Below are 21,155 nucleotides of genomic sequence, written 5' to 3' on the forward strand. Positions count from 1 at the left end.
GAAAAATCTTTGAACTTAAATTTATAAATCTAAAGTATTTTGTACTTCATTTTTTTGACCGAAGGTCGTAGTGTTTATAACATATTAACTTAATAATATGAATACAAAAGGCTACGCCTAAAAGCAAAACCTACGATTAAAACATATTGTAGAGTTATCTTAGTATATAAATTTAAATTCATTATTTTTCTGACGTAGGAAGAAAAATTTCCTTTACCTGTTGCGTAAATAACTTCTCTCACCTTTGACGGCTTTAGCCTCGTCAATTCTTCTATCTAGCCGAAGGCTTTCTTTAATCTTTTCATCTAGCTTTAGCTATGATGAAATTCTTTAGTCCTTACTTCGCAATTTATCACAACTACGAATAAAATTTATATAATAATTTTAAATATAGGTCATAGTTGCATAAACTAAGAAAAATAACTAAAATAGATATAAAGGGTTTAAGGGGAAGAGGGATAGGATGAAACATGAAGATTTTAAGATAATGTCAAATATTAAAATTATTGAAGAGTTGAAGGCAAATATAATTTGTATTATAGGTGATTTATATAAACTTTTTGCTAAAGGAAGTAATGTTGCTCAAAATTCAATACTTGAATGTATTTCCGGGGCAATAATATTATTGTATGTACTTGGTGGAAGAATTGGATATTCACATCTAGAAATTGATGATGAAATGAAAAAAAAATTAAAGTTGGGTATAATTGAAGAAGATGACATTGAAAAGGATGGAAAAGATCTAAGCAAATTGTATAATCATTTAAAAGAAAGAAATTAGGTTCACGGCATAATAAGTAGGAGGAAAACATGCAAAATAAAACAAACAATACGAGAGCTATAACGGAATCTGGGATAATGGCGGCAGTTTTACTAGTCATTATGCTTCTTACTTCATACATTCCAACATTAAGTTTATTAGCATATGTAATATTGCCAACGGTGGTGGCATTAATTTATGTTAGAAATGGAGCAAAATATTCAGTAACAGCTCTAATAATTGCGTTGATATTAGGCTTTATGTTAACAAACTTAGTTCAAATAATAACAATTGGTCCAGTAATGCCTTTTGTAGGAATACCATTAGGATATTGTATAAAAAATAAAAAGAAACCTGCAAACACTATTATTTTTACAAGTATAGGATTTTTAATAGTTACGGCTATAACATTTTTTATTTTACCACTTTTTATTTATTCAAATGGATTTATTGGTGCTGTAGCTTATATTGTAAAGGAATTTAATCAATCTTTAGATCTTACAAAAACAATATATTTAAATTCTGGTATAAGTAAAGACATTGTAAATCAAGTTGATGGTTTTAAAGTAACCAGCACTAAGATTTTCGAAATGATGCCAACAGCTATGGTAACAGGATCACTTTTTTATGGGATGATAAGCTATAAAGTAACGGAGATAATATTTAAAAAGTTAAATATATCTATGGAGAAAAGAAGAAATTTCACATATTTTTTTGTACCAAATTTAATACTTGCTTTTCTTATAGTTTTTATTTGTATTGGCCTTTTATTTCAAAATAAAAACATGATAATAGGAGAATATATATATACTACTGGAATTTTACTGTTCACTATACTTCTATATTTGGATGCCATAGCCTACATGTCATATTTTTTAAGAAACAGATCTAAGTTACCTAAATCTTTAATTGTATTTGTAATATTGATATTAATGATGATTTTAAATAGTTGGTTTGTACTAATTGGAGTGATAGATAGCATTTTTGATTTTAGAAAACTTGACTCTAATAGAATTAGAAAAGATTAGGTGAATAAAAATGGAAAATAAATATGATTTTTTTTCTCAGGGTAATTTAGTATATATGATAATAATCGGTATATTAATAGCTGTTATTTTATTCTACGGACATATAGTAATTGGTGGTATATTTTTATTGTTTTTCTTAGTACTAATAGTATACAATATAAAAAACAACAAAATCAGAAAAAACGAGTGGAAAAAGTTTATAGAGGATTTTTCATCTAAGCTTGATTCTGCTACAAAAAATACTTTAGTAAAACTTCCATTTCCACTTATTATAATAAGTGATAAAGGAAAAATACTTTGGTATAATCAAAATCTTTCAATGATAGCTAATGATACAAACATACTTGAAAGAAATATTAAAGATGTAATAAATAAAATAAGTGTTAAGGATATACTGGAAGGCAATAAAAAAAGTTATAGATATGTAAAGATAAAGGATAAATTTTTTGATATACATGTAAGTATTGTTAATACTACAGATAGTATAAATGGCAAGGATAATATAATTCTCCTATATTTTTATGAGGTAAGTGATAAATATGAACTTTTGAATGAAATTGAAAATATAAAGGAATCAGTTATACTTATTGAGGTTGATAATTTAGATGAAGTGGTAAAGAGTACACCAGAGGATAAAAAGCCTTTGCTAATTGCTGAGATTGAAAGAAATATTAATAGTTATGCTCAGAGCATAAACGCAATGTTTAAAAAGTATTCATCTGGTAAATATGTTTTAGTAATTCAAAATAAAAATTTGAGAAAAGAAATAGAAAAGAAATTTGATATTTTGGATATAATGAGAGAAATAAATGTAGGGAATAAGCTAGCTATCACCCTCAGTATTGGAATAGGAAGAGGAGGGGAAACACCTATTGAAAATTATAATTTTGCTGTTTCTGCTAAAGAGTTAGCACTTGGAAGAGGTGGAGATCAGGCTGTTGTAAAAAAAAGAGATAAACTTTTATTTTATGGTGGCAAAACAAAAGAAGTTGAAAAGAGAACAAAGGTTAGGGCAAGAGTAATTGGCCAATCATTAGTTGATCTTGCAAAGGAAAGCAGCAATATAATTATAATGGGGCATAATAATCCGGATATAGATTGCATCGGCTCTGGAATTGGAATATATAGCGCAATTAGTATGTTTAATGATAAAAGTTATGTATTAGCAGATAAGTTAAGCAATAACGTAAAATATATTGTTGATAAATTTAACAAAGACCCGGATTACGATAATAGATTTAAGACAATTAAAGAAAGTTTTCAGATTATAGATGAAAATAGTCTCCTCATTTTAGTGGATGTAAATAGTAAAAGTTATGTTCAAAGTCCAGAGCTTTTTAGTAAGTTTAAGAGAGTTGTTGTTATAGATCATCATAGAAAGTCTGCTAGTTCCATTGAAGATGCGATACTTAGCTATATTGAACCATATGCTTCGTCTACAGCAGAACTAGTTACAGAAATAGTACAATATATGAATGATAAATATAAAATGAAACCAATTGAGGCTGAGGCTCTTCTAGCAGGAATATGCGTTGATACAAAAAACTTCTATTTTAAAACAGGAGTTAGAACTTTTGAAGCAGCAGCATATCTTAGAAAACATGGAGCAGATACAATTGATGTGAAAAAATTGTTTTCAAGTGATTTAAACAGTTATATTAAAAAAGCTGATATTATAAGATCTGCTGAAATAACTGATGAAAATATAGCAATAGCTATTTGCCCTAGTGGCATACAAGATAACATACTTGCAGCGCAGGCTGCGGATGAACTTCTAAATATTACAGGAATTAAGGCATCTTTTGTACTTGTTAAGATAAACAATGAAATTTTAATAAGTGGGAGATCTTTTGGAGACATAAATGTGCAACTTATACTTGAATCTCTAGGTGGCGGTGGACATATGACTATGGCAGGCGCTAAAGTTGAAATTTCATCTGATGATAAAGGCCGAGGAGAAGGTTCTGAAATTAAAGATGTAATTATAGAATTAAAAAATTCAATTAGAAAGTACGTAAAGGAAGGGGAATAAATTATGAAGGTTATACTTTTAAAGGATATAAAAGGCGTAGGAAAAAAAGGAGAGGTTATAAATGCATCGGATGGTTATGCAAGAAACTTTTTATTTCCTAGAAAATATGCTGAAGAAGCAAATGATTCAAATTTGCATATATTAAATCAGAAAAATGAGGCTGTAAGGAGAAAGAAATTAGAAGAAACTGAAGCAGCACAAAAAATAGCTGATGGACTTAAAGGAAAAGAACTAAAATTAGCAGCTAAAGCAGGAGAAGGCGGAAGATTATTTGGAGCAATAACTAGTAAGGATATATCCGCTGAAATAAAGAAACAGTTTAAAATTGACATAGATAAGAAAAAGATAATAACAGAGTCTATTAGACAATTAGGTAATTATGAAATCGAACTTAAAATTTATCCTGAAGTGACAACAAAGATAAATGTTTTTGTTGTGGAGCAATAGAGAGGAGAAAAATCTTGAAACTACAATTTGAATCAGATGAAAAAGGAAATGATAGTGGGAAATTGGTACCTTTAGATGTTAAGGTTGATATATTATTAAACACTTTAAAAAACGTATTTGACCCAGGGCTTATTAAATCAAGAGTTGTAAAATATAAACTTCAAAAATATATGAAAAGTGATGATGTATATAAGAAATTATATGCTCTAAATAAAATTATATGTACTAATACAGGAATTAGTGTTGTACCAACAGAAGAAAACGCTGAAGAAGTTATTGAAAGTACAAACAAATTTTTGGTAGAATATATAGCTAGAAAATATGTTGAAAACAAACTTCAAAATGAAGTTGAGCAGGCTTTAATCGAAAAGCAAGATAAATATATTGAAGAGGTAAAACTCGGTATAATTAAAAAGAAAAATGGAACAGAAAATGCTAAGACATTAAAAAGATTAGAACAATTAGAAGAGCTTGATTCAAAAAAACTTACAAAAAGTATTCAGTCCATTTTGAGACCAGAAAGCTTTTCAGAAATAATAGGACAAGAGAGAGCAATTAAAGCAATATTATCAAAAATTGCATCGCCATATCCTCAGCATATTATTTTATATGGACCGCCAGGAGTGGGAAAAACAACTGCTGCAAGAATTGCATTAAACGAATCAAAAAAACTCAAATATACAGCGTTTAGTGAAAATTCTAAGTTTGTTGAGGTCGATGGAACAACCTTAAGATGGGATCCAAGAGAAATAACAAATCCGCTTCTAGGATCTGTTCACGACCCTATTTATCAAGGAAGTAAAAGGGAACTAGCTGAAATAGGTGTACCAGAACCCAAAACAGGTCTTGTTACAGAAGCACATGGTGGAGTACTTTTTATAGATGAAATTGGAGAGCTTGATAATATACTTCAAAATAAGTTATTAAAGGTATTAGAGGATAAAAGGGTAGAATTTTCATCATCTTATTATGATCCAGATGATGAAAATGTACCTAAATATATAAAATATCTTTTTGAAAAAGGTGCCCCAGCAGACTTTATTTTAATTGGAGCAACGACAAGACAGCCTTCAGAAATAAATCCTGCACTTAGATCAAGGTGTACGGAGGTTTATTTTGAACCACTTTCCGCCAGGGATATACAAATTATAGTTGAAAATGCAGGTAAGAAGTTAAATGCAAAACTTGAGGATGGAGTAGCTGAAGGTATAAGTAGATACACTATTGAAGGTCGAAGAGCAATAAATATATTATCAGATGTGTATGGTCTTGTGCTTTACAGCAAGGGACTAAATCCTAAGGATGAGGTAACTATAACACTTGAAGACTTAGAAGAAGTAATAGGGATAAGCAGATTAATTCCTTATGAAACTATTGATAAAGAAAATAATTATGAAATAGGTCATGTATATGGACTTGGGGTTAGTGGCTTTCTTGGTTCAACTATAGAAATAGAAACTTCAGTTTTTGAATCAAAGGAAAAAGCTCATGGAACAATAAGATTTAATGATACAGCCGGAAGTATGGCAAAGGATTCGGTGTTTAATGCAGGTTCTGTCATAAGAAAAATTACAGATAAGGACATTAAAGATTATGATATACATGTAAACTTTGTTGGTGGTGGAAAGATAGATGGACCATCAGCTGGAGCTGCTATTACAATATGCATAATAAGTGCCCTTTTAAAAAGACCAATAAAGCAAGATGTAGCAATCACTGGAGAAATATCTTTAAGAGGTAAGATAAAACCAGTTGGAGGAATATTTGAAAAGGTATATGGAGCAAGGAGAAAACAAATAAAGCTTGTTACAGTACCTAAAGAGAACTATAAAGAAGTACCAAAAGGCTTAAAGGATATAGAAGTTAAAGCTGTTGATACAATAGAAGAACTCATGGATATAGTACTAAAAAAATAACATTTAGGGCATCTTTATAAAAAGCAGTTTGGTTTTATAAAGATGTCTAAAACACATAGGAGAGATGATAAATGGATGCACCTCTTAGGAGTTTACCACAAAACATAGAAGCAGAACAATCAGTCATTGGATCAATGATTCTTGATAAAAATTCAATAGCTGCGGCAACAGAAGTTTTAAGAAGTGATGACTTTTATAGGGAAAATCATAAAATTATATATAGTGCTATAATGCAGCTTTTCCAAAAGGATATACCTGTAGATATGATAACGTTAATTGAGCATTTGAGGTCTACCGAAAAGCTAGAAGGTTCAGGTGGAATAACATATATTTCTGAATTATGTAATTCTGTGCCATCCACTGCAAATTTACATTCATACATTGAAATTGTAAAGAATAAAGCAGTGCTTAGAAGGCTAATTAAATCCTCCAATGAAATCATTGATGAAAGTTACAATCAACAGGATAATGTGCCAAAGGTTTTGGATAGTGCTGAAAAAAAGATATTTAACATAGCACAAAATAAATCAACTAGTGATTTTGAAGCTCTTAGTACAGTTCTTGAAAGAGGATTTTCTGAAATTGAGAGATTATATAACAATAAAGGAGAAGTTACAGGAGTTCCATCTGGATTCCCTGAACTTGATGCAAAAACTTCAGGTTTTCAAAAAGGAGATATGGTTCTAATTGCAGCTAGACCATCTATGGGAAAAACAACTTTTGCTTTAAACCTAGCTGAATATGCTGCATTAAGAGCAGCAAAAAGTATAGTTGTATTTTCATTAGAAATGTCAAAAGAGCAACTGGCATATAAACTTCTATGTTCAGAAGCAAATGTGGATATGCTAAAGCTTAGAACCGGAAACCTTGAAGATAGTGACTGGGATAACATAGCAAAAGCATCAGGACCACTTGCAGAAGCTAAAATTTATATTGATGATACTGCAGGAATATCCGTAATGGAGATGCGTTCTAAATGCAGAAGAATTAAGATAGAGCATGGAATTGACATGATTGTAATTGACTATCTTCAGCTTATGTCGGGTTCTGGAGAGAGTAGACAACAAGAGGTTTCAGAAATATCAAGATCTATAAAAGCACTTGCAAAAGAAATGCAGTGTCCAGTAATAGCATTGTCTCAGCTATCTCGTGCTCCTGAACAGAGAACAGATCATAGGCCAATGCTTTCTGACCTTAGAGAATCAGGTTCAATAGAACAGGATGCTGACATTGTTATGTTTTTATATAGAGATGAATATTATGACAAGGAAACAGAAGATAAAAATGTAGCAGAATGTATTATTGCAAAACAGAGAAATGGTCCAACAGGAACAGTTAAGCTTGCTTGGCTTGGACAATTCAGTAAATTTGGAAGACTTGATGTTATACACAGAGAGGAATAAAAGTTATGCACGATGTTGATAACTTTTTATTATGAAAACAATTAACATGTGGATAAATAAAAAGTTCTGCATAAAAATAAATAGTCCACAGCTGTGGACTATTTATTTTTAATGTATGTCTATTCTCTTTTTTTGAATTCCTTTATCTTTTTTCGGAAGTGTTACCCTAAGCACTCCATCAGAAAAGGAAGCATCAACAGAATTTTCATCTACATTATCTATATAAAAACTTCTTTTAAATTCTCCATATGTTCTTTCACGTCTTACATAATTATCATTTTTATCTTCAACTGTATCATCACGTTTTGCAGAAACAACTAAATAATTATTTTCATATTCTAGTGAAATATCCTCCTTCTTAATACCAGGTAAATCTGCAACTATAGTATAATTGTTTTCATCTTCCTTAAGGTCTACTTTAAAACTACCGCTATTCGCCAATATTGGTGAGAAAAAATCATCTCCTAAAAATGTGTTAAAGAAATCATCAAAACCAGAACCCTTTTTAACCATACCATTATTTCTTCTAAATGGAATCATATCAAACATAAACAACAACCTCCTCAATATTTATATAATTGTTTTTATTAAGGGAAGCGTTTCAAGTGCTTTCCTTGATTACAGTTATATAATACAGCTAAGGTCAAAGAAAGTCAAAGTTTAAATGCTACGATTTTTAAAGATAATAGGAGCAATAGATATATATATTAATATAAACTATTTTAATAAAATTATTTAATAAATTTTGATTAAATTTTCATGAATTTGTTGGAAAAAATAATATGAAAAAGATATTTGATGTATTAGATAGTTTTTCAAATAATTAGGATAAAAGATAGTTGTAAAGTTTAAATATAGATATTTTTTATTTTTTTGCCACATTGCAGTGCAAAAGTATAATCTTGTGTATACGTATAAATAGCTTATAATAAAATTGTAAGCAAAATAAATACATGTAATATTAAAGTTAGAAAGATGGTATAGCTATGCTGAATAAACGTTGTTCAAAGTTATTATATGAGATTATGAACGTTGAAGGATATATGAATATTTCACAATTATCAAGGGAATTTGGGGTAAGTAATAGAACCATTAGGTATGATCTTGATAAGGTAGATGATTTTTTAAAAAGTAGCAATTTGCCACAATTAATCAGGAAACCAAATGAAGGTATAAATTATAAGTGTGATTCAGTAGAGAAAGGTAAGGTTCTAGATTTACTTGGTGAAATCGATTTAGATCAATATATATTATCTCAGGATGAAAGAATTACAATAATTCTTTCTGAATTATTGGAAACTAGAGAGTATATAACAATGGAGAAGTTATCAGAAATCTTACTTGTTAGTAGAAGTACAATTATAAAGGATATGGATAAGGTAAGGGAATGGCTTTTAAGCAGAGATTTAGAACTTGAATCATGTAAACGACATGGTGTAAAAATTATTGGGGAGGAAAGGCATTTAAGAAAAGCAGCATTAGAGTTACTTACAAGTAATGTGGATGTATACAAGGCACTTAATCTAATTAAATATCCGAAAGTTTCAAAATCAGAATTTGGTTTAGATAAGTACAAAAAAGAATTTTTTAAAGACATTGATATTCCTTATATAGAAAATTGCTTGCATATTGCAGAAAAACAATTAGAAACAAAGTTTACAGATGAGGCATATTCAGGATTAGTTATACACATAGCTATTGCAATAAAAAGGATAAGAGAAGAAAAAGATATTGTAATGGAAGAAGATGAACTTAAAGCTCTTGAAATTACAAAAGAATTTGTAGTTGCATCAAGTATTGCAAAAATACTAGAAAATAGATTCAAGGTTATTATACCAATTGATGAAATTGGTTATATGACAATTCATTTATTAGGAAGTAATGTTGCTACATCAAAAAATAACGATGCAGATTGGGGAGCAATTGAATTTATAACTGACAATCTAATTAATAGAGTTGGTTCAAGCCTTAATATTGATTTACTTGGAGATAAACAGCTTTTTGATGGGCTTTTGCAACACATAAGGCCTACAATATATAGATTAAAACATGACCTTACATTAAAAAATCCACTGTTAAAAGAAATAAAAAAATCTTATGAAAAAGTATTTTACGCTATAAAACAGTGCGCTAATGGAATAGAAGAGTATGCTGGGAATAAATTAAGTGAAGAAGAGATAGGATATTTAACTTTACATTTTGGAGCAGCAATTGAAAGAAGTAAAGAAAGTGACAAACCAATTGTAAACGTTGTTATAGTCTGTGCAACAGGAATAGGAACAGCAAAGCTTGTATCATCAAGGATACAGTCGCTTTTCAATATAAATATAATAAATACAGCATCTTATTATAATTTAGATGAGGTACTTAATAATAAAGAAGTAGATTTAATAATAACCACAGTACCAATTAAATCGGATACAAATAATATTCCATGTATCGAAGTAAATCCATTTTTAACAGAGAAAAACATAAATGATATAAGCAAGGTTTTAAGACAATACAATAATGGACATATAAATAAGCATAAAGTTTCGCTAGATAAGGTAATGGATATAATAAATGAAAATTGTACCATTTTAAATAGTAAAAAATTAGCAGAAGATTTAGCTATGTATCTTTCAATAGCTAATGACTTTAAGAGAGGGGTGTTTGAACCAATGTTAGATGAGGTATTAACAAATGATTTTATAAAATTAAATGTAGAGGCAGAAAACTGGGAGCAAGCAGTAAGAGCTGGAGGAGAAATTTTAAAAAACAATGATGTAATAGAAGAAAAATATATAGAAAATATGATTAATAGTGTTAAGACATTGGGACCATATATAGTAATTGCTCCTGGAATTGCAATGCCACATGCAAGACCAGATGAAAGTGTTAAAAAAATAGGGATGAGTTTAATAACCTTAAATAAGCCAATCAACTTTGGCAATAAGGATAATGATCCAGTCAGAATGGTAGTATGCTTATGTGCAGTAGATCATTCAAGCCATTTAAAAGCGTTATCTGAATTAGTTACATTTTTAGGGGATAAAGAGTTTATAAGCACTGCTCTAAATTCAAATAATGCTAGTGATATAACAAATTATATTAAAAATAAAGGAGAGATGTAAAATGAATATTATGACTGTATGTGGAATGGGAATGGGATCAAGTTTAATTCTTAAAATGAATGTTGATGACATATTAAAGAAAAATGGAATGGAAGCTGATGTTGAAGCTTGTGATTTAGGATCTGTAAGTGGCAAACAGGCTGATTTAGTTATAACAACTTATGAATTAAAGTCTCAAATTGAAGATAAAGGATTTAACACTGTTTATATTCATAACGTTATTGATAAAAAGGCTATAGAAGAAATTGTTTTAGAAGCAATTAAAAATTTAAAAAAATAATAAAAATTTAAAGCGAATGTAAAGTATTACATTAATAAAAAACGAGGGGGAAAGAAAAATGATGAACTTCTTTTTAAGTTTCATTGATCAACCTGCAATTGTTGTAGGAATTATGGCATTGATAGGTTTAATTGCATTAAAGAAACCACTATCTAAGATTGTTACTGGAACATTTAAAACTATTATTGGTTTTGTAATATTTCAACTAGCATCAGGTGCAATTTCTGATAGTCTTAATGTGTTGGGACCTGCATTTGAAAGTGCATTTCACCTACAAGGGGTTGTACCAACTAATGAAGCAGTCATAGCATTAGTTCAGAAAAATTTTGGTACGCAAATGGCTTTAATCATGGCACTAGGATTTATTGTAAATATTTTAATTGCTAGATTTACGTCATTAAAGTATGTATTTTTGACAGGGCATCATATGTTATTTATGGCAGGTTTACTTGCGGCAATATTATCTGTTTTAGGGTTTAATGGAACTGAACTTATAGTTGTAGGATCATTACTTTTAGGAGCCACAATGGTTATAACTCCAGCTGTTGTTCAGCCATTCTATAGGAAGGTAACAGGTAGCGATACTGTTGCAATGGGTCATTTTAATGGGTTAACTTATGTTATTGCAGCTTCAGTTTCAAAGTTAGTAGGCAATAAAGAACATTCTACAGAAGATATAAATGTTCCAGAAGGCTTAAGTTTCTTTAAGGACAATGTAATATCTACAGCTGTTGTCATGATCTTAATATTTGTTATTACATTACATTTAGCTAGTTCTGCCGTTGCATTAAAACTTTCAGGTGGAACAGATGTTACTGTATTCGCTATTATGTCAGCATTTAGATTTACAGCAGGATTTGTAATGGTTCTTCAAGGTGTTAGAATGATGCTTGCTGAAATAGTTCCAGCATTCAAAGGTATTTCAGAAAAGATAGTGCCAAATGCAGTACCAGCACTAGATTGCCCTGTAATATTCCCATTCGCACCAAATGCTGTAATCATAGGTTTCTTAGCATCTTTAGTAGGCGCTGTGGTATCTTTCATAATACTACCATTTGTTGGACTACCAGTATTAATTCCAGGACTAATCCCAGCTTTCTTTGTTGGAGCAGCAGCAGGTGTTCTTGCTAATGCCCAAGGAGGATTAAGAGGAACAATAATAGGATGTTTTGTAAATGGATTAATTTTAAACACAATACCAGCATTTTTGCTCCCATTACTTGCAAGTTTAGGATATGCAAACTCAACCTTTGGTGATGCAGACTTTGCATTTACTGGTATAGTAGTTGGAAATATAGGAAAAGCATTTTCTAAGGGTGGTATTTATGCATTAATAGTAATAATTGCAATAGTATTTGCCGCACTTACTATAAAATCAAAATCAAAAAATTCAAAACAAGTTAGCGAATAGATTAAATTAATATAAATGGCCAAGCTATCTTGGTCATTTATATTTACAAAAAAATTATTAAAAAGGAGAAATTTATATGAAAATATTTATTGATACAGCAAATGTAGAAGAAATTAGAAAGGCTGCAGAACTAGGAGTTATTGATGGCGTTACTACAAATCCATCACTTATAGCTAAAGAAGGAAGAGATGTCAAAGAAGTAATTAATGAAATATGTAAAATAGTAGATGGACCTATAAGTGGAGAAGTTATAAGCACAAATTCAGAAGATATGATTAAAGAAGGAAAAGAACTTTCAAAAATAAATAAAAATATAGTAGTTAAGATACCAATGTGCTTAGAAGGGTTAAAAGCAGTATCAGAACTTAATAAAAATGGAATAAAAACAAATGTAACTTTAATTTTTTCAGCGCAACAGGCACTGCTTGCAGCTAAAGCAGGAGCAAGCTATGTAAGTCCTTTTGTAGGAAGATTAGATGACATAGGTAATGGTGGAATTGAAATTGTAGCTGATATTGCTGAAATATTTAAAATATATGATATTAAAACAGAAATTATTGCAGCAAGTATAAGAAACCCTATGCAAGTATTACAAGTAGCAAAACTTGGGTCAAACATAGCAACAATACCATATAAGTTAATAATACAAATGACTAAGCATCCATTAACAGATAGTGGAATGGAAAAGTTTATGGAGGATTATAATAAATCTATAAAATAAGGAAGTTTGAGCGCATATTAAGTGGTGAATTCTATCTTAAAGGAGTGAAAATAATTATGAAGGAGATTATAAATAATTATTTTGACCATATAGGAAGACTTATTAATAATTTTAACTACAAAAAAATTGAAGACATGATAAATATACTTGAAAAGGCAAGAATTGAAGGGAAAAATATTTTTATTTTAGGTAATGGTGGAAGTGCAACTACCGCAAACCACTTTGTTTGTGACTTTGGAAAAAATGCCATACATGGTAATGAAAAAAGATTTAAAATAATTTCACTATGTGACAATCTGGCAACTATAACTGCATATGGAAATGATTTAGGATATGAGACAATTTTTGAAGAAAGGCTTAAGAATCTCATGGAAGATAATGATGTTGTAATAGCATTATCTGCAAGTGGAAATTCTAAAAATGTACTTCATGCAGCTGACTATGTGAAAGCTAGAAATGGTATTTTAATAAGCATGACTGGCAATGATGGAGGAAAACTTAAGAAAATTTCTGATTTTAATATAAATATAGAAAGTAATACAATAGAGCAAATTGAAGACATACACTTAATGATTGAACACATAATAGTCTATGTCTATGAGCATAAAGATGATGTAAAAAATGAATTGGTTAGGATGTGAAGAAGAAAATGAATATAGATGAATTATCAATAAACACCATTAGAATATTATCCATAGAAGGTGTAGAAATAGCTAACTCTGGACACCCCGGCACTCCAATGGGGGCAGCACCAACTGCATATACATTGTGGGCAAAGAATTTAAAACATAACCCTAATAATCCGAATTGGATAGATAGAGACAGATTCATTTTATCTTCGGGTCATGCTTCAATGCTTTTATATTCAATGTTAAATGTTTTTGGATATAATTTGTCTATAGAGGATATAAAAAATTATAGACAGTGGAAAAGTAAAACACCAGGACATCCTGAGTATGGAGTTACTGAAGGAGTTGAAGTAAGCACAGGACCTCTTGGACAAGGTATTGCAAATGGAGTTGGAATGGCAATTTCAGAAGCTTATCTCTCAGAAAAATTTAATAGACCAAAGTATGATATTGTAAACCATTATACCTATGTTTTAGCAGGAGATGGATGTATGATGGAGGGAATTTCAAGTGAAGCTGCCTCTCTTGCAGGAACTCTTGGACTTGGGAAATTAATTGTACTCTACGACTCAAATAATATATCAATAGAAGGAAGTACAGATATAGCATTTAGAGAAAATGTTACAGAGAGATTTAAAGCTTATGGCTGGCAGACCATTGAAGTTGAAGATGGAAATGATGTTGAACAAATCAACAAGGCTATAATAAAGGCAAAATTAGAGAAGGATAAACCAAGTCTTATAAAAATTAAAACAATTATAGGATATGGAGCTTCAAATGCAGGAACCTCAGAGGTGCATGGAGCACCACTTGGAAAAGAAGGAATAAAAAATGCTAAGAAAAATCTCCATTGGGATTATGAAGAAACGTTTTATGTTCCTAATGAAGTAACTGAACACATAAAAAAAATTCAAAGTAGCTTACAAGAAGAAGAAAACCATTGGAATGCACTGAAAAGTGGTTATGATAGAGATTATCCTGAGCTTTCAGAGGAATTTGATACGTGGATGAATAATAAAATTTCAAAGCAGTTAATAGATGAGGACAAACTAAAAGAATTTGAAAAATCAATGGCAACAAGACAAGCCTCCTACATTGCAATTAATAAATTCGCAAAGCTTATACCTAACATGATAGGTGGCTCTGCCGATTTATCACCTTCAAACAAAACATATATGGAAGGCGAAGGTGATTTTTCCAAAGAGGAGTACAGTGGTAGGAATCTCCACTTTGGCGTAAGAGAGCATGCTATGGCTGCTATTGCAAATGGAATTAGTGTTCATGGTGGGCTTAAAATATTTGTATCTACATTCTTTGTTTTTAGTGATTATATGAAGGGTGCTATGAGAATGTCGGCACTTATGGGTCTACCTGTGATTTATGTTTTAACACATGACAGTATAGGTGTTGGCGAAGATGGACCAACTCATGAACCTGTTGAGCAGCTAGCTTCACTTAGGAGTATTCCAAACCTAACAGTTATAAGACCTGTTGATGCAAAAGAAACGGAGGAGGCCTGGAATTATGCACTTAGTAGAATAGATGGACCAACAGCATTGATTCTTACAAGACAAACTGTACCTTTGTACAAAGGCACAGGCACGCAGTTAAATAAAGGAGCATATATATTAAAAGATTGTGATAAAAGTGAACCTGATTTGCTGTTAATGGCATCAGGCTCTGAAGTAGAACTTGTATATAAAGCAGCGGATGAACTAAAAAACTTTGGAATTAGTGCAAGGGTTATTAATATTCCGTCCTTTGAAATATTTGATAAACAAGAAGATGAATATAAAGAAAAAGTAATGCCGAATTCGGTGAGGAAAAGAATTGCCGTAGAAGCGGGAGCATCCTTTGGATGGCATAAATATGTTGGACTAGATGGCAAAGTAATAAGTATAGATCATTTTGGAGCGTCTGCACCAGCCAATATTTTGTTTAAAAAGTTTGGATTTACAGTGGACAATATAGTGAATGCCGCAAAAAAAATGTGCAAATAAAAGTTGGAGACTTAAAGCTTTATGGAGTTTTAAGTCTCCATTATTTTAGAAAATATAAATTAAGAAGCGGCAAAAAAGTGAAAGGTTCACTTAAAAGTGAATTTGTAGTATAATGTATTAGTAAATTAAATATGTCTATGCTTCCGTAGCACAGCTGGTAGTGCAACTGATTCGTAATCAGTAGGTCGAGTGTTCAAATCACTTCGGGAGCACCAAAACATATACAAATGGCGCATTACAAAAGGTTGATGATTTTCATCAGCTTTTTTATTTTGCTTAATTATAATATAAATTTCTTTTATATTAAGTTTCTATTGTGCTTATTAAAGAAAAATTGTTGACGTGTGCATGTAATAAGTGGTAATATACTAATATATTAGTATATTACGAGAGGATGATAAACGATGAATATGACAATGAGATGGTTTGGAACAGGGTATGATTCTGTTACATTAAAACAAATTCGTCAGGTGCCAGGTGTAAAAGGTGTTATAACAACACTGTATAATAAGCAGCCAGGGGAAGCTTGGTCTAGAGAAGAAATTCATAAGTTAAAGAACGAAGTAGAAGATTCAGGGCTTACTATTGAAGGAATTGAAAGCGTTAACATACATGATTCTATAAAGATAGGATCTTCGGATCGTGATAAGTATATCAAAAACTATAATGAAACCCTTGAACATTTAGGACAGGAAGATATACATTTAGTATGCTATAATTTTATGCCTATATTTGACTGGACACGTTCAGATTTAGCTAAGGTAAGGCCAGATGGTTCTACTGTTCTTGCATATGACGATAAGGTAATTTCAAAGATAAAACCTAATGAAATATTTGCTACTATTGATAAAAAATCTAATGGATTTATATTGCCAGGTTGGGAACCTGAACGTATGAGTCACATTAAAGAATTATTCAGTCTTTATAAAAATGTTGATGAGAAAAAGCTTTTTGCCAACCTTAAATATTTTCTTGAAGCTATTATGCCTACATGTGAAAAATATAATATTAAAATGGCAATTCACCCTGATGATCCTGCATGGCCAGTTTTTGGACTTCCACGTATTGTAACAGGAAAAGAAAATATATTGAAAATTTTTAAGCTTGTTGATAGCCCATTAAATGGATTAACATTCTGTTCTGGATCACTTGGTTCAAATCCTGAAAATGATCTTCCAGATATTATTCGTTCAAGTAAAGGTAGAATACACTTTGCTCATGTACGTAATCTAAAATATAATGGAGCTGGTGATTTTCAGGAAGCAGCACATCTTTCAAGCGATGGATCACTAGATATGTTTGCAATTTTAAAAGCACTTTATGATATTGGATTTGATGGACCAATGAGGCCAGATCATGGACGTGCAATTTGGGGTGAAAAGTCTATGCCTGGTTATGGATTATATGACCGTGCTCTTGGAGCTACTTATTTAAATGGTTTATGGGAAAGTATAGAGAAAATGTCTACTAAATAAATATTATATTTAAAGGGAGAAAACAAATAAACTATGGATATAAACAAACAAAGTAATCAAGCAAAAAAAATAACTTCGGTAAATGATGATATAGCTTATTCTTCTCTAAGAAAAGATATTATTGAATTAAGATTAAGACCAGGTAACATTGTTAGTATTAAAAATTTATGTGAACATTATCAAATTAATCGTTCACCTATGAGAGATGCTCTTTTACGTTTGCAAGAAGAAGGACTTGTTGAACTGCTGCCTCAAAGTGGCACAATGATTTCTAAAATTGATATTTATCGTGTTAAGAAAGAACGATTTTTAAGAATGTGTGTGGAGAAGAATGTAATTAAACTTTTTGCTGACAATCCCAAAGAACAATTTATTAATTGTCTTAAAACTTCTGTTGAAAATCAAAAAATGAGTATAAAAAATAAAGATATTAGAAGTTTTCTAGATTTAGATGATGAATTTCACAATGTATTTTATGAGGCAACAGGCAATTCATTTTGCGCCAATATTATTTTTAAAGTTTCAACTCATTATAGACGTATGCGTTTATTGATAAATAGTGATATTGAAATTGCTAAAACAGTTTTAAGTGAACATTGCGAAATGATTAATGCTTTTGAAAATAATGATGCAAGTAAAATTGAAAAATTATTTGATAATCATTTGGATAAGATTGGTTCTCAGCAATTTATATTTAGTGAAAAATATCCGGATTTATTTATAAACAACGATACATCAAAAGAATATGATTCTTTAAATAATGATTTTTTTCTTACTTTATAGTGTAAGTTAAAATAATTTTTATGGGGGGATAAATATGTATTTAAATAACAATGAACTTGACAATATTAAGCAGTGGCAAAGAGCTGAAATCAGTATACCTAAATTTAATCGAACTAAAATGATTGAAGCTACAAAAAAAGATCCATTTTGGATTCATTTTGGTGCAGGAAATATATTCAGAGCATTTCCTGCAGCTTTACAACAAAAATTATTAGACGATGGGTATTCTAAGAGAGGAATTATTGTAGCTGAAGGATATGACTATGAAATTATAGACAAAATATATAGACCACATGATAATTTAAGTTTGCTTGTAACACTTAAGTCTGATGGAACTATTGATAAAAAAGTTATAGGCAGTATAGCAGAATCTCTTAAAGTGGATAGTGATAATAAAGCTGACTTTTCACGTCTTAAAGAAATTTTTCGTGCAAAAAGTCTTGAAATGGTAAGCTTTACTATAACAGAAAAAGGCTATAGCTTAGTTGATGGAAGTGGCAAATTTTTAGCTGATGTTGTAAATGATTTTTCAAATGGTCCTAAAAATTCCAAAAGCTATATTGGTAAAGTTTCCGCACTTTGTTTTGAACGTTACAAGTTTGGAGCATATCCTGTAGCTATGGTTAGTATGGACAATTGTTCACATAATGGTTCAAAGCTTTATAGTGCTATACATGAGTTTGCTTCAAAATGGTTAGATAAAGGACTTGTAGATAAAGGATTCCTTGATTATATAGAGAATCCAGAAAAAATTTCTTTTACATGGAGTATGATAGATAAAATTACACCACGTCCTGATGTAAGTGTTAAAAATATGCTACAAAAGTGTGGATTTAAGGATACAGAAGGCATAATTACTACAAAAAAAACATATATCGCACCCTTTGTTAATTCAGAAGAATCACAATATCTTGTTATTGAAAATAATTTTCCAAATGGACGTCCTCAATTGGATAAGACAGGGGTTATTTTTGCACAGCGAGAAATTGTTGATAAAGTTGAAAAAATGAAAGTATGTACTTGCCTTAACCCATTACATACGGCACTTGCAATATTTGGTTGTCTATTAAAATATAAAAAAATTAGTGACGAAATGAAGGATAAGGATCTTGTAAAACTAGTTGAAGAAATTGGATATAAAGAAGGTTTACCTGTTGTTGTAGATCCAGGTATAATTTCTCCAAGAAAGTTTTTAGATGAAGTTCTTAAGGTGCGTGTTCCAAATCCATTTATGCCGGATACACCACAGCGTATTGCTACCGATACTTCTCAAAAGTTAGCCATACGTTTTGGCGAGACAATTAAGGCATATCTTGCAAATGACAAATTAAATATAAAAGATTTGAAATTTATTCCTTTGGTTTTAGCAGCATGGTGTCGTTATTTACTTGGTGTAGATGATGACGGTAAAAGTTTTGATATTAGTCCAGATCCAATGCTTGATACTCTTGATTCTCAAATTAAAGATTTAAAGCTTGGTGAAGATTGTGCAGTTCATACTATATTACAGCCTATATTATCTGATAGTACTATTTTTGCTGTTGATCTATATAAAGCTGGTTTGGGTGAAGTTGTAGAAAAAGATTTTTCTGAGCTTATGGAAGGTCCTGGTGCCGTACGTGCAACTTTAAGAAGACATCTTGCTAATAAATAAATTAAAAAAGTATTTAGTTTAGAAATAAAATAGTTAAGCAGTAAAGTTAAGGACATCATTGTATTAGTAAATTAAATTAGGGGGATTAAATGCAATGAAAGATATAAATGATTCAACATCAAATCAAAAGCAACAAAACACATTTTTGGTAATTGTAGTAACAATTGCAGCTCTTGGAGGTCTCCTTTTTGGTTATGATCAGGGAGTAATATCTGGTGCAATTAACTTTTTACAGGTTAAATTTCATATGAGTAATAGTATGGCCGGGTTTGTATCCGGAGCTATACCTCTTGGAGCAATGGTTGGATGTTTTATTGCGGGTTTTTTAAGCGATAAAATTGGGCGTAAGTTAGTACTATTTATGGCTGGTATATTATTTATTGTAGGAAGCCTTTCCTGTGCATTCGCTGATTTTGTTCCGGTTTTAGTTATCGGAAGACTTATAGGTGGTCTCGGAGTTGGAATGGCTTCTACCCTAGTGCCTCTATACATTTCTGAAATAGCACCAGAAAGTATACGTGGTAGATTAGTTGGAGCATATCAGCTAGCTGTTGCCTCTGGAATGTTTATTGTTTATATAGTAAACGCTATCATTGCAAACACACATACGGTTCAATGGAATCAAGCTACTGGATGGCGTTTAATGTTTGCCGCTGGAGCAATTCCTGGAATTCTATTCTTTGTTCTTTTGTTCTTAGTACCTGAAAGCCCTCGTTATCTTGTGAAAATAGGAAATCAATCATTGGCTCGTGATGTATTGACAAAAATTGCTGGAGCTAAAGAAGCAGAAGTTGAAGTAAATAGTATAAAAGAATCAATTTCAAAAGACAAAAATGCATCTTTACGTCTTTTGTTTAGAAAAGGTTTTCGTAGTGCTTTAATAATTGCTTTAGTTCTAGCAATAATGCAGCAATTAACAGGAGTAAGTGCTGTTGCTTATTATGCACCTCTTATTTTTGAACAGACAGGTATGAGTACAAATGCTGCCCTTGTTGAAACAATTGTGCTTGGTGCTGTTAAAGTAATGTTTGTTTTCGGATTAATGTATTTAATAGATCGTGGACGTAAGAGATTATTGCTTTGCGGTTCTGCTGTTATGGGTATATGTCTGTTTGCACTTGGAATAATTTTCACTTCAACCTCATTTAATCATGTAGTTGATATAATAATTCTTCTTATGGTTTTAATTCATACAATTGCCTTTGAATTATCATGGGGCGGTGGTGTTTGGGTTGTTATTTCTGAAATATTCCCAACAAGCATACGTGGTCGTGCTACTTCACTTGCTTCAGCTACTCTGTGGCTCGCAACTTATGTTGTAACTCAGTTGTTCCCAATGATGCTTCATGGCTTAGGCGGATCTAAGACATTTTCAATTTTTGGCATATGTTGTGTAATTATGTTCATTTTCACCTTAAAATGGCTTCCAGAGACAAAGGGAAAATCATTAGAAGAAATACAAGCTTATTGGGCATCCAGTAACAAATAACAATTTTAAAAGTG

General features: G+C 30.9%; 18 protein-coding genes and 1 tRNA gene. 17 read left to right on the plus strand and 2 right to left on the minus strand.

The genetic code is table 11. The annotated features are described in order from the left end of the window. Positions 1-89: 89 nt before the first annotated feature. Positions 90-266 carry a hypothetical protein gene (locus tag B8978_RS19905; protein WP_176212706.1) on the minus strand — a complete coding sequence of 59 codons (177 nt, stop codon included), beginning with the start codon at positions 264-266 and terminating at the stop codon, positions 90-92. Positions 267-463: 197 nt separating this feature from the next. Here B8978_RS19905 and B8978_RS14155 point away from each other — a divergent pair, with 197 nt between their 5' ends. From B8978_RS14155 to B8978_RS14180, 6 genes are all read left to right on the plus strand, one after another. Beyond that, positions 464-781 carry a MazG-like family protein gene (locus B8978_RS14155; protein WP_084116699.1) on the plus strand — a complete coding sequence of 106 codons (318 nt, stop codon included), beginning with the start codon at positions 464-466 and terminating at the stop codon, positions 779-781. A gap of 29 nt (positions 782-810) precedes the next feature. Continuing rightward, positions 811-1,788: a DUF2232 domain-containing protein gene (locus B8978_RS14160; RefSeq protein ID WP_084116700.1), complete on the plus strand. Its 978-nt coding sequence runs from the start codon at positions 811-813 to the stop codon at positions 1,786-1,788. A gap of 10 nt (positions 1,789-1,798) precedes the next feature. Further along, a complete protein-coding gene (locus tag B8978_RS14165) occupies positions 1,799-3,820 on the plus strand; it encodes a DHH family phosphoesterase (RefSeq protein ID WP_084116701.1) in 2,022 nt (673 codons plus the stop codon). A 3-nt stretch (positions 3,821-3,823) separates the two neighbouring features. Then, on the plus strand, positions 3,824-4,267 hold the full coding sequence (rplI, locus tag B8978_RS14170) for a 50S ribosomal protein L9 (RefSeq protein WP_084116702.1): 444 nt from the start codon (positions 3,824-3,826) through the stop codon (positions 4,265-4,267). A 14-nt stretch (positions 4,268-4,281) separates the two neighbouring features. Continuing rightward, positions 4,282-6,183 (plus strand): Lon family ATP-dependent protease, encoded by a 1,902-nt coding sequence (gene lonC, locus B8978_RS14175; protein ID WP_084116703.1) that lies wholly within the window; start codon positions 4,282-4,284, stop codon positions 6,181-6,183. A gap of 71 nt (positions 6,184-6,254) precedes the next feature. Then, on the plus strand, positions 6,255-7,586 hold the full coding sequence (locus B8978_RS14180) for a replicative DNA helicase (protein WP_084116704.1): 1,332 nt from the start codon (positions 6,255-6,257) through the stop codon (positions 7,584-7,586). A gap of 108 nt (positions 7,587-7,694) precedes the next feature. Here the strand turns inward: B8978_RS14180 and hsp18 are convergent, their stop codons facing one another. Continuing rightward, positions 7,695-8,135 carry a heat shock protein Hsp18 gene (gene hsp18 / locus B8978_RS14185; protein WP_084116705.1) on the minus strand — a complete coding sequence of 147 codons (441 nt, stop codon included), beginning with the start codon at positions 8,133-8,135 and terminating at the stop codon, positions 7,695-7,697. Between the two features lie 437 nt (positions 8,136-8,572). Between hsp18 and B8978_RS14190 the strand changes: the two genes are divergently transcribed. From B8978_RS14190 to B8978_RS14240, 11 genes are all read left to right on the plus strand, one after another. Then, entirely contained in the window at positions 8,573-10,699 is a 2,127-nt protein-coding gene (locus B8978_RS14190; protein ID WP_084116706.1) for a BglG family transcription antiterminator, read from the plus strand. A 1-nt stretch (position 10,700) separates the two neighbouring features. Continuing rightward, the gene (locus tag B8978_RS14195) at positions 10,701-10,979 is read left to right on the plus strand and encodes a PTS sugar transporter subunit IIB (protein ID WP_084116707.1); all 279 of its coding nucleotides are present in this window, start codon (positions 10,701-10,703) and stop codon (positions 10,977-10,979) included. 58 nt (positions 10,980-11,037) lie between these two features. After that, positions 11,038-12,390, plus strand: a complete 1,353-nt coding sequence (locus tag B8978_RS14200; RefSeq protein WP_207651891.1) for a PTS ascorbate transporter subunit IIC — start codon at positions 11,038-11,040, stop codon at positions 12,388-12,390. Between the two features lie 76 nt (positions 12,391-12,466). Further along, positions 12,467-13,111, plus strand: a complete 645-nt coding sequence (gene fsa, locus B8978_RS14205; protein ID WP_084116708.1) for a fructose-6-phosphate aldolase — start codon at positions 12,467-12,469, stop codon at positions 13,109-13,111. 56 nt (positions 13,112-13,167) lie between these two features. Continuing rightward, on the plus strand, positions 13,168-13,752 hold the full coding sequence (locus B8978_RS14210) for a D-sedoheptulose-7-phosphate isomerase (RefSeq protein WP_084116709.1): 585 nt from the start codon (positions 13,168-13,170) through the stop codon (positions 13,750-13,752). Positions 13,753-13,760: 8 nt separating this feature from the next. Beyond that, on the plus strand, positions 13,761-15,740 hold the full coding sequence (tkt, locus tag B8978_RS14215) for a transketolase (protein WP_084116710.1): 1,980 nt from the start codon (positions 13,761-13,763) through the stop codon (positions 15,738-15,740). A gap of 139 nt (positions 15,741-15,879) precedes the next feature. Beyond that, a tRNA-Thr gene (locus B8978_RS14220) sits at positions 15,880-15,955 on the plus strand. A gap of 189 nt (positions 15,956-16,144) precedes the next feature. Further along, entirely contained in the window at positions 16,145-17,215 is a 1,071-nt protein-coding gene (uxuA, locus tag B8978_RS14225) for a mannonate dehydratase (RefSeq protein WP_084116711.1), read from the plus strand. Positions 17,216-17,248: 33 nt separating this feature from the next. Further along, positions 17,249-17,998 (plus strand): GntR family transcriptional regulator, encoded by a 750-nt coding sequence (locus B8978_RS14230; protein ID WP_084116712.1) that lies wholly within the window; start codon positions 17,249-17,251, stop codon positions 17,996-17,998. Between the two features lie 34 nt (positions 17,999-18,032). Further along, positions 18,033-19,652 carry a mannitol dehydrogenase family protein gene (locus B8978_RS14235; RefSeq protein ID WP_084116713.1) on the plus strand — a complete coding sequence of 540 codons (1,620 nt, stop codon included), beginning with the start codon at positions 18,033-18,035 and terminating at the stop codon, positions 19,650-19,652. A 94-nt stretch (positions 19,653-19,746) separates the two neighbouring features. After that, positions 19,747-21,141 carry a sugar porter family MFS transporter gene (locus B8978_RS14240; protein ID WP_084116714.1) on the plus strand — a complete coding sequence of 465 codons (1,395 nt, stop codon included), beginning with the start codon at positions 19,747-19,749 and terminating at the stop codon, positions 21,139-21,141. The last annotated feature ends 14 nt before the right edge of the window (positions 21,142-21,155 follow it).

The organism is Clostridium acidisoli DSM 12555 (assembly GCF_900176305.1).
In the GTDB taxonomy this organism is placed as follows: domain Bacteria; phylum Bacillota; class Clostridia; order Clostridiales; family Clostridiaceae; genus Clostridium_I; species Clostridium_I acidisoli.

Coding starts and splice junctions, on each gene's coding strand:
- hsp18 (WP_084116705.1), bottom strand. CDS start 8,135: ATGTTTGATATGATTCCATTTAGAAGAAATAATGGTATGGTTAAAAAG.
- B8978_RS14195 (WP_084116707.1), top strand. CDS start 10,701: ATGAATATTATGACTGTATGTGGAATGGGAATGGGATCAAGTTTAATT.
- B8978_RS14240 (WP_084116714.1), top strand. CDS start 19,747: ATGAAAGATATAAATGATTCAACATCAAATCAAAAGCAACAAAACACA.
- B8978_RS14165 (WP_084116701.1), top strand. CDS start 1,799: ATGGAAAATAAATATGATTTTTTTTCTCAGGGTAATTTAGTATATATG.
- B8978_RS14180 (WP_084116704.1), top strand. CDS start 6,255: ATGGATGCACCTCTTAGGAGTTTACCACAAAACATAGAAGCAGAACAA.
- B8978_RS14230 (WP_084116712.1), top strand. CDS start 17,249: ATGGATATAAACAAACAAAGTAATCAAGCAAAAAAAATAACTTCGGTA.
- B8978_RS14160 (WP_084116700.1), top strand. CDS start 811: ATGCAAAATAAAACAAACAATACGAGAGCTATAACGGAATCTGGGATA.
- B8978_RS14210 (WP_084116709.1), top strand. CDS start 13,168: ATGAAGGAGATTATAAATAATTATTTTGACCATATAGGAAGACTTATT.
- rplI (WP_084116702.1), top strand. CDS start 3,824: ATGAAGGTTATACTTTTAAAGGATATAAAAGGCGTAGGAAAAAAAGGA.
- tkt (WP_084116710.1), top strand. CDS start 13,761: ATGAATATAGATGAATTATCAATAAACACCATTAGAATATTATCCATA.
- B8978_RS14235 (WP_084116713.1), top strand. CDS start 18,033: ATGTATTTAAATAACAATGAACTTGACAATATTAAGCAGTGGCAAAGA.
- uxuA (WP_084116711.1), top strand. CDS start 16,145: ATGAATATGACAATGAGATGGTTTGGAACAGGGTATGATTCTGTTACA.
- B8978_RS14190 (WP_084116706.1), top strand. CDS start 8,573: ATGCTGAATAAACGTTGTTCAAAGTTATTATATGAGATTATGAACGTT.
- B8978_RS14200 (WP_207651891.1), top strand. CDS start 11,038: ATGATGAACTTCTTTTTAAGTTTCATTGATCAACCTGCAATTGTTGTA.
- B8978_RS14155 (WP_084116699.1), top strand. CDS start 464: ATGAAACATGAAGATTTTAAGATAATGTCAAATATTAAAATTATTGAA.
- fsa (WP_084116708.1), top strand. CDS start 12,467: ATGAAAATATTTATTGATACAGCAAATGTAGAAGAAATTAGAAAGGCT.